The organism is Streptomyces phaeochromogenes, from assembly GCF_001418655.1.
Taxonomy (GTDB): Bacteria; Actinomycetota; Actinomycetes; order Streptomycetales; family Streptomycetaceae; genus Streptomyces; species Streptomyces phaeochromogenes.
In genome coordinates this window covers 1-15,245 of record NZ_LIQZ01000415.1, presented here as the reverse complement: position 1 = coordinate 15,245, position 15,245 = coordinate 1, and the positions used below count along the sequence as shown (strand labels likewise).

General features: G+C 68.6%; 9 protein-coding genes. 4 read left to right on the top strand and 5 right to left on the bottom strand.

The features are described from left to right. Positions 1-1,289, bottom strand: a 1,289-nt coding sequence (locus AOK17_RS41250) for a sodium/solute symporter (protein WP_055617776.1), incomplete at its 3' end; no start/stop codon positions are given. Between the two features lie 26 nt (positions 1,290-1,315). Further along, a complete protein-coding gene (locus AOK17_RS41245) occupies positions 1,316-1,789 on the bottom strand; it encodes a DUF485 domain-containing protein (RefSeq protein WP_055617774.1) in 474 nt (157 codons plus the stop codon). A gap of 300 nt (positions 1,790-2,089) precedes the next feature. Between AOK17_RS41245 and AOK17_RS41240 the strand changes: the two genes are divergently transcribed. The 4 genes from AOK17_RS41240 (at position 2,090) to AOK17_RS41225 (ending at position 13,542) form a co-directional block, all read left to right on the top strand. Continuing rightward, a complete protein-coding gene (locus AOK17_RS41240; protein WP_245697691.1) occupies positions 2,090-5,665 on the top strand; it encodes a LamG-like jellyroll fold domain-containing protein in 3,576 nt (1,191 codons plus the stop codon). A gap of 219 nt (positions 5,666-5,884) precedes the next feature. Continuing rightward, positions 5,885-12,688 carry an RHS repeat-associated core domain-containing protein gene (locus AOK17_RS41235; RefSeq protein WP_245697689.1) on the top strand — a complete coding sequence of 2,268 codons (6,804 nt, stop codon included), beginning with the start codon at positions 5,885-5,887 and terminating at the stop codon, positions 12,686-12,688. Further along, complete coding sequence (locus AOK17_RS41230) at positions 12,688-13,047, top strand: DUF7674 family protein (protein ID WP_055617773.1); 360 nt, start codon at positions 12,688-12,690, stop codon at positions 13,045-13,047. The genes AOK17_RS41235 and AOK17_RS41230 overlap by 1 nt, the downstream gene beginning before the upstream one ends. 105 nt (positions 13,048-13,152) lie before the next feature. After that, positions 13,153-13,542: a hypothetical protein gene (locus AOK17_RS41225; RefSeq protein ID WP_055617772.1), complete on the top strand. Its 390-nt coding sequence runs from the start codon at positions 13,153-13,155 to the stop codon at positions 13,540-13,542. Here AOK17_RS41225 and AOK17_RS49360 read toward each other — a convergent pair. From AOK17_RS49360 to AOK17_RS41215, 3 genes are all read right to left on the bottom strand, one after another. After that, positions 13,514-13,738, bottom strand: a complete 225-nt coding sequence (locus AOK17_RS49360) for a DUF397 domain-containing protein (protein ID WP_079053578.1) — start codon at positions 13,736-13,738, stop codon at positions 13,514-13,516. The two genes, AOK17_RS41225 and AOK17_RS49360, sit on opposite strands and share 29 nt — an antisense overlap. Continuing rightward, the gene (locus tag AOK17_RS41220) at positions 13,710-14,549 is read right to left on the bottom strand and encodes a helix-turn-helix domain-containing protein (protein ID WP_055617771.1); all 840 of its coding nucleotides are present in this window, start codon (positions 14,547-14,549) and stop codon (positions 13,710-13,712) included. The genes AOK17_RS49360 and AOK17_RS41220 overlap by 29 nt, the downstream gene beginning before the upstream one ends. Positions 14,550-14,833: 284 nt before the next feature. Beyond that, positions 14,834-15,245: hypothetical protein (locus AOK17_RS41215; protein WP_055617770.1), on the bottom strand; the 412-nt coding region annotated here is incomplete at its 5' end.

Here is a 15,245-nt window from a genome sequence, read left to right as displayed (position 1 = left end):
CGCCAGAACAGGCTGTAGACCAGCGCCGGCGCTATCGCGGACGCGCCGAGGCAGAACGACAGCGTCACCAGCGGCTGCAGACTGTGGTGCTGGACCAGCGTGGCCAGCAGGATCGCCGGAATGCCGACCGCCGCCGCGGACACCCGCGCCAGCGTCATCTCGCGGCGCGGCGACAACTGCTTCCTGCCGTGCGCGAAGACGTCATGGGCAAGGGAGTTGGCGCAGGCGAGGATCATCCCGGCGACGGAGGCGAGCACGGTCAGGAAGATCGCCGCGGTGACGGTGGTGAACAGCAGCGTCTCGGCCGTCGAGACGTCCGCCCCGAACGCGGCCCGCGAGCCCAGCAGATACGCCGTGTTGCCCTGCGGGTCCTCCGCCGCGATCGCCTCCCGCCCGATCAGCGCCGTCGCCCCGAACCCGACGACCGTGATGATCAGCACGAACAGCGCCACGGCCGGCACCGCCCAGGACATCGAACGGCGCACCTGACGCGCGCTGCCCGCCGTGTACATACGCATGGTGATGTGCGGCAGACAGGCCCCGCCGAGCACCACCGTCAGCTCCGAACTGATCATGTCCAGCCGGGGGTTGGGCCCGCCCGCGAACTGCAGCCCCGAGCTGAGGAACGCCGATCCCGCCCCGCTGCTGCGCGCCGCCTGGTCGAACAGGCCGCCGACGTTCCAGTCGAACTTGTTCAGGATGAGTACGGCGATGACGGCGCCCGAGCCGAGCAGCATCACGATCTTCAGGATCTGGATCAGGGCGGTGCCCTTCATGCCGCCGATCGCCGCGTAGCTGATCATCAGCGCGCCGAGCCCGATGATGCAGCCCGTCTTCAGCCCTTCGCTGGAGAAGCCGAGGATGAACGCCAGCAGGTCGCCGGTTCCGGCGAGCTGGACCAGCATCAGCGGGAGCAGCGCGGCCAGCGTCGCCGCGCACGCCGTGATGCGTACCGCCCGGCCCGGCATCCGCCGTGCCAGCGCGTCGCCCATGGTGAACCGGCCCGCGTTCCGCAGGGGTTCGGCCAGCAGGAACATCAGCAGCATGAGGGAGAGGGCCGTACTGAGGGCGAGTACGACCCCGTCGTACCCGAAGAACGCGATCACGCCGCCCGTGCCGAGCACGGTGGCCGCGGAGATGTAGTCGCCCGCGATGGCCAGGCCGTTGCGCATGGGGGAGAGCGAGCCGTACCCCGTGTAGAACTCGTCGAGGTCGTCCCGGTCCGGGCCCGTCATCACGCACAGCAGCAGCGTGATGGTCGCCACGACCGTGAACGCCACGAGCGACATCGCCTGGGCGGAACTGCTGAAGCCGGTCACCTGCCCGCCTCCGCCCGCTTGGTGTCGAGTTCGGTCTGCTTCCGTATCCGCTCGGCGATCGGGTCCACGCCCCGGCGGGCCGTGTACTCGTACAGCGCGATCGCCACGCAGGTGACGGGCATCTGGAAGAGCCCCAGCATCAGACCGAGGGGCAGCCCGTCGGCCACCTCCCTCGTCATGAACGCCGGTGCCCACGCGGACAGGACGAGGAACAGCGTGAAGTAGCCGAGCGCGGTCAGCGTCGCCACGCGCCGCTGCCAGCGGTACGCGGTGCGCAGCACCCGCAGGTCGCTGTGGTGCCCGAGAGCGGTGTGGCGATGCCGGTTCGGCTGTCGGGCGGGTTCGGGCTCCGGCTGTTGCGCAGCCCACGGATACGTCGGTTGCGTCGGGTACGTCGAGTAGGACGGTGACGAGTTGTGGGGCGGATGGTGCGGTGGAACGGGGTACGACGGGGACGAGTCGTAAGACATCCCGGTTCTCCTTGCGTGGCTCGGGCCCGGGTGCGGACCGCAGGGAGCGGGGGGTGAGCGAGGACGCACGCTACTCGCAGGTAGCAGGCCTGCGCGAGGGTTTCACCAAACTGTCTGGTCGGTATGCGCTTACTTCTCTGACCTGGGGTGTTACCCCCGTTAACCCGCACACCTCTGCCTCTGTCGACCGTTTGTGATCGAAGTGTGAGCAACTTGAGTGCACAGGTGTCCCGTTCGAACCGTTACTCTCCTCGTCGACCAAGAAATCCTCATCAAAAATTAAAGATCGCGGGGGGAAGAGTGCGGCGAACCAGTCGCAAAAGAGTGCTGCGCGGGGCGATGACCGTCGTCTCCGCAGCGCTTGCTTTGGCCGTTGTCCCGGTCGAAGCGACAACAACAAGAGCGCAGGCCGCTGACGGAGCGGCCGACGAGGCCGCGCGCGGCAAGGCGTTCTGGGAGGACGACATCCTCCCCACCGCCACCGCGGAGGAGAAGGCGTCACAGAAGGCCGTCGATTCGGGGAAGGCCGTCGAGGTCGGCGAGTTGACGACGGCGACCAGCCGGGTCGTCGCGAACCCCGACGGAACGTTCACGGCCGAGGCCGCGACGTCGCCCGAGCGGGTGCGGAAGAACGGCGCGTGGACCGCCGTCGACACCACCCTGGCCGTGCGGCCGGACGGCAGCCTCGCGCCCCGTGCGGCGGAGGACGTCAGGCTGTCCGGCGGTGGGAAGGACACACCGCTGGCCCGGCTGGTGACCGGTGACAAGGAGTACGCGGTGTCGTCCCCTTGGACGCTGCCGAAGCCGGAGGTCGACGGGGCGTCGGCCGTCTACCGCTCGGTGCTTCCCGATGTGGACCTCGCCGTTCAGGTCCATCCGGACGGGTTCACCTACCACTTGGTGCTCCACTCGCGTGAGGCCGCGGCCAACCCGGCCCTGAAGAAGGTGGAGTTCCCGGTCGAGAGCCGGGGACTGTCCGTGCGCGCGGACGGAACCGGCACGGCCACGTTCGTCGACGACACCGGACACGCGGTCGTCTCCAGCGGCTCCGCGCTGATGTGGGACGCCGGCACGCCCCAGCCCACGGCCAAGAAGGCGGCTGCGCGGTCCGCGAGTTCCGTGGCGGCCGTCGCCGACTCGCTCGGCGCAAGCGCCCGTTCTCGTACGGCCGTCATGGAGACGGACGTCACCGACGACACCCTCTCCATCGTGCCGGACCAGGAGTTTCTCGCAGACAGCGCCACCACCTTCCCCGTCGTCCTCGACCCGCCCGCCGTCAAGGCGACCCTGACGGGCTGGACGACCCTGTGGTCCAGCTCGCCCGGCACCAGCTTCTGGAAGACCAAGCACGCGCTCGGCGTGGGCTACGACGCCTTCGTGGACAACAAGAAGGCGCGCTCCCTCTTCCAGTTCGACACCCGCAAGGTGGCCGGCAAGAAGATCCTGGGCGCCACCTTCACGCCGTACGCGATCTGGTCCGCGAACTGCGACAAGAAGAACATCGACCTCTACCGCACGAGCAAGATCTCCGGATCCACGACGTGGAGCAACCCGCCGAAGTGGAACGCGAAGGTCGACACCGTCTCGGCGGCGAAGGGTCACTCGGCCACCTGCCCCGACGGCGACATCGAGTTCGACGCCACGTCGGCCGTCGCGTACACCGCGAAGGCGAAGGACACGCTCACCACGCTCGGGCTGCGTGCCGACGAGGGCGACGCGATCGCGTGGAAGCAGTTCATGTCCCCGCTCGACCCCCAGGCCACGGCCTCCCGCAAGCCGCGCCTTTCCATCACGTACGTCACACCGCCGAACGCCAAGCCGTCGTCGGTGAAGATGTCCGACCCGAAGGTCTCCTGCTCGGCCTCCGCGTCCCCGGCGCTCATTCGCGACAAGACGCCCCGGCTGACCGCGACGCCGACGTCGAGCGACGCCTCCAACGCCTCGCTGCGCCCCAACTTCGAGCTCTACAAGGGCACCAGCGCGACCCCGACCTCCCTGAAGCCGTCCGCCTGGACGGACAGCGGCACCGCCGGGACGATTCCCACGGCGACGCTGGAGGACGGAGTCGCCTACAAGTTCCGGGCCAGGACCGAGTACAGGTACACATACGCGGGCAGTACGCACTCCCTGTTCGGCCCGTGGTCGAGCTCCTGCTTCTTCAAGGTCGACTCCAAGGGGCCGCCGGCGCCGAAGGTGACCTCGTCCGTGTTCCCGGAGTGCGCGGGCACGACCTGCGACAGCGCCGACCCCGAGCACGGCAGCGTCGGCATGACCGCCGCGTTCAAGGTCGCCGCGGGCGCCACTGACGTACGCCGCTACGACTGGTGGCTCAACGGCGTGAAGCTGGGCACCAAGACGTTCACGGCCAACACCTCCTCGTACGAGATCGAGGCCGCGCCCGACAAGCGGCTGACCAACACGCTGCGGGTTCAGACCTTCGACGGCGCGGGCAACCCCGGCGGCACCTACGACTATCTGTTCAAGGTGGCCAAGGGCTCGGACCCGGTGGCCAGTTGGAAGCTCGACGACGGCGCCGGCACGACCGCGGCCGACAGTTCGGGCAAGAACCGGCCGCTGACGCTCACCCCCTCGGCGGCCTGGACCGACAAGGCCCGGCTCGGCGGCGGCCTGCGGGGCGACGGCACCGGCGTCTCCGGTTCCACGGCCGCGTCCGTCCTGGACACCACGAACAGCTTCACCGTCTCCGCCTGGGCGCGGCTGACCGCGAAGGACCACATCTCCACCGTGGCCACGCAGAGCGGCACGCGGGCCGGCAGCTTCCAGATCTACTACTCGCAGTCGCTGGACCGCTGGGTCTTCAACCGGTACTCGGCCGACGTCGACAGCCCGGTCATCACCCGCGCGCAGTCGACGAAGCCACCGGTCGTGGGCGCGTGGACCCACCTGATGGGCGTGTACGACCAGAACAAGAAGCAGATCCGGCTGTACGTCAACGGGCAGCTCCAGGCGACCACCGAGTACACCACTCCGTGGGCGGCGAAGGGTTCCTTCGAGGTGGGCCGCATGAAGGCCGCCGGCGGTCTCACGGACTACTTCGAGGGCGACCTCGACCAGATCCAGGTCTGGAACCGCGTGGTCTTCGACAACGAGCTGGAGCCCATCGCCAACGCCGAGAACCCGGCGACGGGCCACAACGAGGCCGCGCTGCTCGCCAACTGGGCGCTCGACGAGTCCTCCGGCACCACAGCGGCGGACGCGTCCGGCCGGGGCAACACGCTGCACCTGCAGACCGGTGCCGCCTTCGCCCCGACCGACGACCCCGCTCACGGCAACGTCCTTGCGCTCGATGCGGCCAGACTCGGGCGCGCCACCTCTCCCGTGGCCCTCGACGAGTCCGGCAGCTACACGGTCGCCGGCTGGGTGAACCTGGGTGACGGCGAACTCGACGACACCACGAAGGCATACTCGCCGACCGTGTTCGCACACCCGGGAGCCAAGCGGAACTCGTTCCGGCTCTGGTACCGCCAGGAGGCGGGCGAGTCCATCGGGGACTGGAACTTCGGCCGGTACGAGACCGACGTGCTCGACGGACCCGCCGCCTCCGTGGTGTCGGACGAGGTCAACTCGCCCGGCGGGTGGGTGCACGTCGTCGCCGTCTTCGACTCGGTGAACCAGGCCGTCAAGCTCTACGTCTCCGGTCAGCGGCAGGGCGACGAGGACGGAGTCCTCAGCGAGGCGGCCTTCCAGCCCACCGGTCCGCTGATGGTCGGCGGATCTCGCCGCCACGACAACGGTGAGTGGGGCAACGCCCTGCCCGGCCAGCTCGACGACCTGAGGGTCTACGCCGGGGTGCTCTCCGAGGCCGAGATCACGCAGCTGTCCACGGTGGACGAACCCCCGGTGCCCGTCGAGTAGCGGCCGCACCTGATCACTTCACGGCGGTGTGCGGGACCACGCGTCCCGCGCACCCCGCTTCTCAACGTCTTATTGGCGTCCCTTCGGCGTCTCTTCAGGCGCCGTCTCTTCAGAATCCGGAGAACCCCCCACGTGTTGTCCAGGCACAGCTCAGTGCTGCCCAGGAGATGGACATGGAGCAGGGCCGGCCGTCGTCGGCTGGCGGCCGTAGTCCTGCCCTTGTCGACAGCGGTCGTCGCCGGTCTGCTCAGCGTCGTACCGGCACAGGCGGCCGACGGCCGAGAGCACAGCGCCCTGCAGAAGGCCAGGTTCGGCAAGGCCGAGCCCTTCGACCCCAAGCTCACCAAGGTCCACGATCCGACAGTGGCCGCCGCGAGAAAGACGCAGGCCAAGGCCGAGCGCACGGTGAAGTGGCCCACGGCGGCGGCGGTGAAGGTCGAACCGGCGAAGTCCAAGGCCACCGCTACTGCCAAGAGCAAGGCCGCGCAGACCTCGCAGGCCTCGCCCGCCGCCCAGGCCGCCGACAAGCCCGAGGTACGTGTACTCGACCGCGGCACCACCGCCGAACTCGGCATCCAGGGCCTCGTCTTCACCGTTGCCGGAACCGGCGACGGCAAGGCCGCAACGATCGTCGACTACAGCTCCTTCGCCGACGCGTACAGCGGCAACTGGTCCTCCAGGCTGCGGCTGGTCCGGCTGCCCGAGTGCGCCCTGACCACCCCGGAGAAGGCGGCCTGCCGCAAGACCGAGCCGGTCGCCTCGGAGAACGACGCCGAGAAGGAGACGGTGACCGCGCAGGTCGCCGCCCCGAAGGCCGCCCGCGCGGTCCTCGCCCTCTCCGCCGCCGCCTCCTCCGACCAGGGCAGCTACGAGGCCACGCCGCTGGCGGCCTCCTCCACCTGGTCGGCCGGCGGTTCCAACGGCGACTTCACCTGGAACTACCCGCTGGAGGCCCCGCCGGCCCCGGCGGGCCCGTCCCCGAACCTGTCCATCGGCTACTCCGCGCAGAGCGTGGACGGGCGAACCTCCTCCACCAGCGCGCAGCCGTCCTGGATAGGCGAGGGCTTCGACCTCCCGGTGTCCTACGTCGAGCGCGCGTACGGCAACTGCGAGGACGACGGCCAGGACAAGAAGTACGACCAGTGCTGGAAGGAGGACAACGCCTCCCTCGTCCTCAACGGCAAGTCCACGCCGCTGGTGAAAGAGGGCGGCAAGTGGCGGCCCAAGAGCGACGACGGCGAGCGCGTCGTCCATGACACCGGCGCCGTCAACGGCGACGACGGGGACACCGGCGACAAGGGCGAGTTCTGGACGGTCACCTCGACCGACGGCACGCAGTACGTCTTCGGCAAGAACCGGCTGCCCGGCTGGAGTTCCGGCAAGGCCGAGACCAACTCGGTCTGGACGTCCCCGGTCTACGGCGACGACTCCGGCGAGCCCGGCTACTCCTCCGGCGACGCCTTCTCCGGCCGTGGCAAGACGCAGGCCTGGCGGTGGAACCTCGACTACGTCGTGGACCCGCACGGCAACGTGATGACGTACTGGTACGAGAAGGAACTCAACCACTACGCCAAGAACGGCTCCACCGGCAAGGGCACCGAGTACGTCCGCAACGGCTGGCTCAAGCGCATCGACTACGGCCAGCGCAGCGACACGGTCTTCTCGACCACCCAACCGGCCGCGGCCCGCGTGAAGTTCGCGGTCGCCGAGCGCTGCGTCCCCGTGTCGGGCGGAGAGACGTGCGGCTCGCTGACCTCCGCCAACCGCAACGCCTGGCCGGACGTCCCGTTCGACCAGATCTGCAAGGCGGACACGACCTGCACCGACCAGGCCAGCCCGTCGTTCTTCTCCCGCAAGCGTCTGACGGACATCACGACGCAGGTGTACGACGGCTCCGGCACCGGCGCGGAGACCGACTACCGCAGTGTCAACGCCTGGCACCTGGACCAGTCGTTCCCCGACCCGGGCGACGGCTCGGACGCGGGCCTGTGGCTGGAGTCGATCCAGCGTACGGGCAAGGCGGGCACGGACGCCGCGCTCCCCGCGGTGAAGTTCAGCGGCATCCAGCTGCACAACCGCGTGGACAGGACGGGTGACGACGTCGCCCCCTTCATCAAGTGGCGGGTACGCACGGTCGTTTCGGAGACCGGCTCCAAGCTGACGGTGAACTACTCGAAGGAGGACTGCGTAGCGGGCACGGACATCCCCTCCTCGCTGGACTCGAACACCCGCCGCTGCTACCCGGTGAAGTGGATCCCGCCGTCCAACCCCACCCCCGGCACGGACCCCAAGCCGCGCACCGACTGGTTCCACAAGTACGTCGTCACGCAGGTCACCGAGTCGGACCCGTACGGCGGCGCCCCGCTGAAGCAGACCGACTACACCTACAGCGGCGGCGGCGCGTGGGCGTACGACGACGAGTCGCCGATCACCCAGGCCAAGTACCGGACGTGGGGCATCTGGCGCGGTTACCAGAAGGTCACCACGACCGTCGGCGAGGCCGTCGGCACCCGCTCGAAGAGCACCTCGCTGTACTACCGCGGCATGGACGGTGACAAGCAGTCGGGCGACACCACCCGCAAGGAGACGGTCACCGACTCCACGGGCCAGGCGGTGACGGACTCCGAGCAGTTCGCGGGCCAGGTCCGCGAGCAGATCACGTACAGCGGAGTCGACGGCGTCGAGACCAGCGGCACCATCAACACCCCCTGGTCCCGCACCACCGCCACGGATAAGCACTCCTACGGCACCGTCAACGCGTACCTGGTCCGCACCGGCTCCTCGGTCACCCGCACTCCGGTGACCGGCGGCACCGCGCTGACCGCGGCCAAGTCGACGACGTACGACCCGACGAGCGGTCTTCCCCTGAAGGAGGAGACGGACGCGGCGGGCGAGAAGGACTGCACGGTCACGGAGTACGCGACCAACACGACCGCCTGGATCCTGTCGCTGCCCAAGCGGGTGGAGAAGGTGTCCACGGGGTGCGACGCCACGCCGAAGCGGACCGGCGACCCGAAGACGACCGACGTCATCTCGGACGTGCGGGCGTCGTTCGACGACCAGGCGTACGGCAAGGCGCCGACGAAGGGCGACGTGACCCGTCAGGAGCGCGTCACCGGCTACAACGCCGACGGCACCGCCGGGCTCCAGACCGTCAGCACCGCCAAGTACGACGCCCTGGGCCGCCTCACCGACAGCTGGGACACCAAGGGCACGCGTACCAACCACGCCGAGTACACCCCGGCCGCGGGCGGTCCGCTGGCCAAGCTGACCGAGACCAACGCCCTCGACCACTCCACCACCACCGAGTTCGCGCCCGACTGGGGTGTGCGGACCGCGACCGTCGACCCCAACGGCAACCGCACGGAGCTGGCGTACGACAGCTTCGGCCGCCTCACCGATGTGTGGCTCGCCGACCGTGACCGCGGTGCCGGGCGGTCGCCCAGCCACAAGTTCGAGTACAAGGTCCAGAACACCGACGCGTCCTGGGTCGCCACCAAGTCGCTGAACAACGACGGCACCTCGTACCGCACCGAGTACGCCATCTACGACGCGCTGCTGCGGCTGCGCCAGACCCAGACGCCCGCCGCGTCGGGTACGGGCCGTGTCATCGCCGAGACCAAGTACGACACGCGCGGCCAGGCCGTGTCGACGGCGGCCGACTACATCGACACCACCGCCCCCTCGGGCAAGCTCGCCGACCTGCTGACGGCGGCCCCGGCGGGCACGGAGACGGTGTACGACGGCGCCGGGCGGCCGACGGTCGAGAAGGTCCTCACCAACGAGAAGGAGTTCTCCCGCACCACGCACACCTACAACGGCGACACCACCACCGTGGAACCGCCGACCGGCGCCCCGGCCGTGCGGGAGAAGGTAGACGCCCGGGGCCGGCTGGTCGAGAAGCTGGAGTACGACGGCAACAAGGCGACCGGTTCCGCCAGCCGCCTCGTCTACGGCTACGACCACGCCGACCGGCTCACCTCGGTCAAGGACGACGACGGCAACACCTGGTCGTACGGCTTCGACTTCCTGGGCCGGCAGACCGGCACCACCGACCCGGACGCGGGGGCCAGCTCCTCCGAGTACAACGACCTCGACCAGGTCGTGGCGGCCACCGACGCCCGGCAGAAGACGATCGGCTTCACCTACGACCCGCTCGGCCGGACCACCGGCAAGCTCGACGGCAAGGTGCCGGTCGTGAACGGCGCTCCCGCGCCCGAGGACGCCAAGTACCTCGCACGCTGGACGTACGACTCGATCGCGAAGGGGCAACTGACCTCCGCCATCCGCTATGTCGGCGGAAAGGCCGGCAGCGTCTACGCGTTCACCAACGCCAAATTCGACAAGCTCTACCGGGTCCAGAACGAGCAGTACACGATCAGCAAGTCGGAAGGCGCCCTGGCCGGCACCAACGGCACCTGGACCATCACCAACGCCTACAACCTCGACGGCACCCTGCAGAAGCGGACCATTCCCGCGATGGGTGGCCTCGGCCAGGAGGCTCTGGAGTACGGCTATACCGAGCAGCGGATGCCGGACACCCTCAAGGGCCTCACCGACATCGTCCAGAACACGGACTACCTGCCGGCCGGCGAGCAGATCCGCACCACGCTGGGGGTCTCCTCGACGGCGGACTGGACGGAGGTCAACAGGACGTACGAGAACGGCACCAAGCGGCTGGCCCGCCAGAGCGTGGTGTCCGAGACCCACACCGGCACCGACGCGGACGTGTACTACCGCTACGACCTCGCCGGCAACCCGGTCGAGATCGAGGACAAGGCCACCAGCCCCACCGACCGGCAGTGCTTCACCTATGACGGCCACCGTCGGCTGAAGACCGCCTGGACGACCACGGCCGACTGCGCCACCGCGCCCGGCACGGGCAACATCGGCGGACCGGGCAAGTACTGGCAGTCGTTCTCGTACGACAGCGCCGGCAACCGCAAGACGGCCACCGACCACCTGTCCGGCGAGACCACCTCGTACGTCTACAAGACGGCCGACCAGCCCCGGCCGCACGCCCTGGCCTCCACCGAGACCAAGAAGGACGGCGCGGTCACCGCCACCACCGGCTACACCTACGACAAGGCGGGCAACACCGACCTGAGGACCGTCGGGGGCAAGCCCCAGGACCTCGACTTCAACACCGAGGGCAGCCTGGAGAAGGTCACCGAGGCGGACAGGACCACCACCGAGTACCTCAACGACGCGGGCGGCAACCGGCTCATCCGCCGCGACGCCACCGGCACCACGCTCTACCTGGGCGAGACCGAGCTGCGGCTCGACAAGGCGAGCGGCAAGGTGGCGGCGACCCGCTACTACGGCCACGGCGCCGAAACCGTCGCCGTGCGCACCACCGCGGGGCTGTCCTGGATCGCAGGCGACCACAACGGCACGGCCAACGTCCAGGTCGACGCGGCCACCCAGCGCGTCACCCGGCGGCAGCTGAAGCCGTTCGGCGAGGACCGGGGCACGGCCGCCACCGCGTGGGTCGGCGAACGGGGCTTCGTCGGCGGCATCGAGGACCCGACCGGTCTCACCCACCTGGGGGCGCGCGAGTACGACCCGACCACCGGCCGGTTCATCAGTGTCGACCCGGTCGCGGACCTGAAGGACCCGCAGCAGATCAACGGGTACGCCTACAGCAACAACAACCCGGTGACCTTCGCGGACCCCGACGGCAAGTTCTTCTTCGCCCTGGTCGCACTCTTCGTGGCGATCGTCAAACTCATCGTCGCGTACTACAACTACGTCCGCAGCAAGTCCTCCGCCTCCAACGGCTCCGGCGGCATGTCCACCATGGGCAGCGCCAACTACGGGAGCGGCGGTGGTACGGGCACGGACTGCTCGGCCACGTATCCGGCGTACAAACCCGGCTGCAACACCAACGTGGAGCCCGAGGATCCACGCGCCGAAGGATCGTTCAAGGACGCCGCGGCGGGCTTCGGCCACAACCTGCTCTCCGGCTGGGAAGCCCTGGCCGAACTCACCCCGAGCTGCTGGTTCCAGGACTGTGGTGCCCCCACCGACGCGTACGACGACTTCGTCGAGGGCAAGGGCGTCGACAAGGACTCCCAGGCGTACGACGCGGGCGACGACGTGGCCGAGGTGGCGGGCTGGCTCAACGTCGGCGGATGGATCAAGTCGCTGAGCAAGAAGCTGCTGAAGAACAGCGGCAAGAAGACGGCCAAGGACGCCGAGGTACCGAACCCCAAGTGCAACAGGTGCTTCCTCGCCGGAACCGACATCCGCATGGCCGACGGCTCCAACAAGGACATCGAGGACGTCGAGATCGGCGACGAGGTCCTCGCGACCGACCCGGAGACGGGCGAGACCGGCCCCCGGGAGGTCTCCCAGCTCATCGTCACCGAGCACGACAAGCACTTCAACAAGCTGACCATCGCCACCGAGCACGGTGAGGAGCAGCTCACCGCCACCCACGAGCACCCGTTCTGGTCGGTGAGCGAAAAGCGGTGGGTCCGGGCCGGGGAGCTGACGCCCGGCACAGTGCTGCGTACCGACGACGGCACCCTCGCCGAGATCCGCGCCAACGATCCGTTCACGCGGTACGCCCGCACGTACAACCTCACGGTCGACGGGCTGCACACCTTCTACGTGGTGCTCGGCGGAACCGGTGTGCTCGTCCACAACAGCGACGGACCCGCCTCGATCCCGCAGGTCGACAACCAGGGGCTCCAGAGCGTCGTGAACAACCTCTACAAGGGGATCGGCAACGAGAGGCTCGTGGGCGACGGCTCGGCCATGGCCGCCGCCAGCGCGGAAGTGAACGGTCACGCGAACGTGGAGGGCAGGAGCCACGTCAACAGCACCACCCAGTACCGCAGTGCTCTCAACAAGTTCCTCACCGAGGACACGAAGAGGGTGAAGGGCGGAAAGAGGGTTCCGATCGTCAAGAGCGCCAAGGACATCCAGGTGGCGAAGAGCCTCGTCAGCGCCATCGATGACGCTCTGGCCGGAAAGTACACTGGCGCGTCCAACTATCCGGGTCTGGGGAACTGCTGATGAGAGACGACATCCGTTTTCTGGAGGAACTCGTCGCCGCCGTCCCCGAGTTCGGTGAGCTCTACGAGATCCACGTCGAGAACAACGGCGAGCCACTGCCGCACGTCTTCTTCGGTCTCGACGTGACACCGGCCGTCGTCGACTCCTACCTCGGCACGGACCCGGAGGCGCCCGACTGGCGCGCCACGCTGGAGTTCCTGGAGCGACAGCTGGGACGCGGGATCCCCGACGTCACCGAAGTGATCGTGACGTCCTTCCTGTACCAACTGCCCTACAAGAACGAGCCGGGATACGGAGTCGTCGAACACCTCGGCCCGCTGCTGTCTGCGAAGTACCGCGAACTGCGGCCCTCGGGCTGACTCGTACGACCTGTGACGACTGTGTTCCCGGAGGCCCCGCGTGAATTCCTCGAATTCCTCGAATTCCGCGGGGCCTCCGGGCCTACCCAAGGACTGGAAAAAGCAATGAGTGACCTGCGCAACGTCGTGATGCCCCGGCAGGTGCGCGCGGCCCAACGGCTGCTGTTCGTCCTGGCTTTCGCGGGGCTGGTGGTCGTACTCGCGTTGTCTGGCCGGCTGACGTCCTACGGCCTGGGTGACCTGATGGCGCCCTGGGCCCTGGTCTGGGTGTGCGCGCTGCTCGCGCTGAAGTACGGCGGCAGCGCGCGCGGCGGCGTTCGGATCGCGACCATCGTGGTGATGGTGTTCGTGGTCCTGCCGTCGTTCAGCAAGGCACTGGGCGCGGCGGGACCCGCGGAGTTCGTGGACGCCGCGCTCCGGATCGTGCTCGGGCTGCCCGTGATCGTCCTGCTGTTCCTGCCGGAGACTACGGCCTGGTTCGACCGAGAGAAGTGACGAAGGCCGTCCAGGCGGGGGTGGAGAAGGTGATGGCAGGGCCGGCCGGGTTCTTGCTGTCCCGGACGGGGATGCGGGCGGGGAGGGCGGAGTCGTGGACCTCCAGGCAGGAGCCGCTGCTACCACCGCTGTAGGTGGACTTGCGCCAGGAGGTCAGCACGGAGGCGTCAGGGATGCTGTGCTCGTTGCGCTTCATGCTCGTAATCCTCCGCGACGGCCCTGAGGAGGTCCAGGGATTTACGGTGCGACAGGGCGTCGCCCAGCACATGATCGTAGATCTCCTGGCAATCGCGCACCACCGATGGAAGCTCAAGGATGCGCCCGCTGTTCACTCCCTCCGCATACGCGATGGGCGGCAGTTCCGCGAACCACATGAGCGATAGGAAGCCCTCCTGCAGAGGGTGTGCACCTGCGGAGAAGGGGAGTACGTGCACGCGGATACGGCGGCTCTCGCTCAACTCCACAATGTGACGGAGCTGTTCGCACATCACCTCCGTCTCACCGATGACACGCCGTAGCACTGCCTCGTCGAGCATCGCGCAGACCTCGGGCGAGTGGAAGTTGTCGAGAATCCGGGCTCGTTCGAGCCGGGTGGCCAGGAGTTTGTCGCGCTCCTCGTCGCTCGGGCGCGGGTAGGCGGAACTGAGCACCTCGTACGCGTACGCCTTGGTCTGCAAGATGCCCGGCACCAGTGTCGGTGCGTACTCCTTGATTACCGTCGCCTTGCCCTCGAACTCCAACGCCTCCTTGAAGTGTTCCGCCACCTTCCTGCCATCCAGCGTCGGCAGAAACCGCACGAAAAACCCACCCGTGCCCAGCACTTGATCCAGCCGCCGCGCATCATCCACGTCCGGCCGTCGCCGCCCCGCCTCGATGTGGGCGATGTGCGTGCGTGACATCACCGCCCGCTGGCTCAGCTCTTCCTGGGTGAGGCCCGCCGCCTCGCGGAGCCGCCGCAGCTCCTCGCCGTACTTCACCCGAGACTGCGGATTGTCCTCGATCGCCATCCGTGCAACTCCCGTACGTACAGGTTTGCTTGTCACGCTCCGCTGTCTTTCGAGCGTACCCACCGTGACGCCACTCTGTGTCTTGATCGACACAGACAGTGAAAGGCGGCAGTGCATGGACGCGACGGACTACAAGGTTCCTGGTCCGTACCTCACCCTGCGGGTCTCCCGGGACAGCGGGCGGACCTGGAGCCCGAAGGTGACGTACGAACCCGGTCGCGAGGCGCCGCCGATCGAGTCGCCGGGGCGCTTTCCGCCGTGCCAGTGCCCCAAGTGCGGCCCGCTTACTTGAGTTGGACCAGCGACACCGACGGCGGCACCTCGTCGCCGTCGAGGGTTGCCGTGAACGCGAGGCGGTGGTCGGTCCGGCGTTTCACCCCGCCGGCTGCCGTGACGGTGAAGCCGACCGTCCGACGACCCTGGGGCGGGACCTCGACCCGCGTCGGACCCTCCGCCCGCGCCGACCAACCCCCGGCGGGACTCACCTTCACGGTCACTGTCCGTGAGGTGGACGTGAAGTTGTAGACGTCCAGGGACATCCGGGTACGGCGGGACAGGCGGTAGCCCAGCGGGGGTTCCGCGTCGCCGTTGTCCTTGTTGGGGGCGGCGTTCCTGGCGGGGTAGCGCTGGCTGAGGACGATGTGTTCGGCGAGGGAGAGGGAGGGCCGGTGGAATGGGGTCGGGTGGGCCTTCGGG

What these genes read in the sequence shown, in the direction of transcription:
- AOK17_RS41245 (WP_055617774.1), bottom strand. Translation starts at nt 1,789, where the DNA reads ATGTCTTACGACTCGTCCCCGTCGTACCCCGTTCCACCGCACCATCCG.
- AOK17_RS41230 (WP_055617773.1), top strand. Translation starts at nt 12,688, where the DNA reads ATGAGAGACGACATCCGTTTTCTGGAGGAACTCGTCGCCGCCGTCCCC.
- AOK17_RS41225 (WP_055617772.1), top strand. Translation starts at nt 13,153, where the DNA reads ATGAGTGACCTGCGCAACGTCGTGATGCCCCGGCAGGTGCGCGCGGCC.
- AOK17_RS49360 (WP_079053578.1), bottom strand. Translation starts at nt 13,738, where the DNA reads ATGAAGCGCAACGAGCACAGCATCCCTGACGCCTCCGTGCTGACCTCC.
- AOK17_RS41220 (WP_055617771.1), bottom strand. Translation starts at nt 14,549, where the DNA reads ATGGCGATCGAGGACAATCCGCAGTCTCGGGTGAAGTACGGCGAGGAG.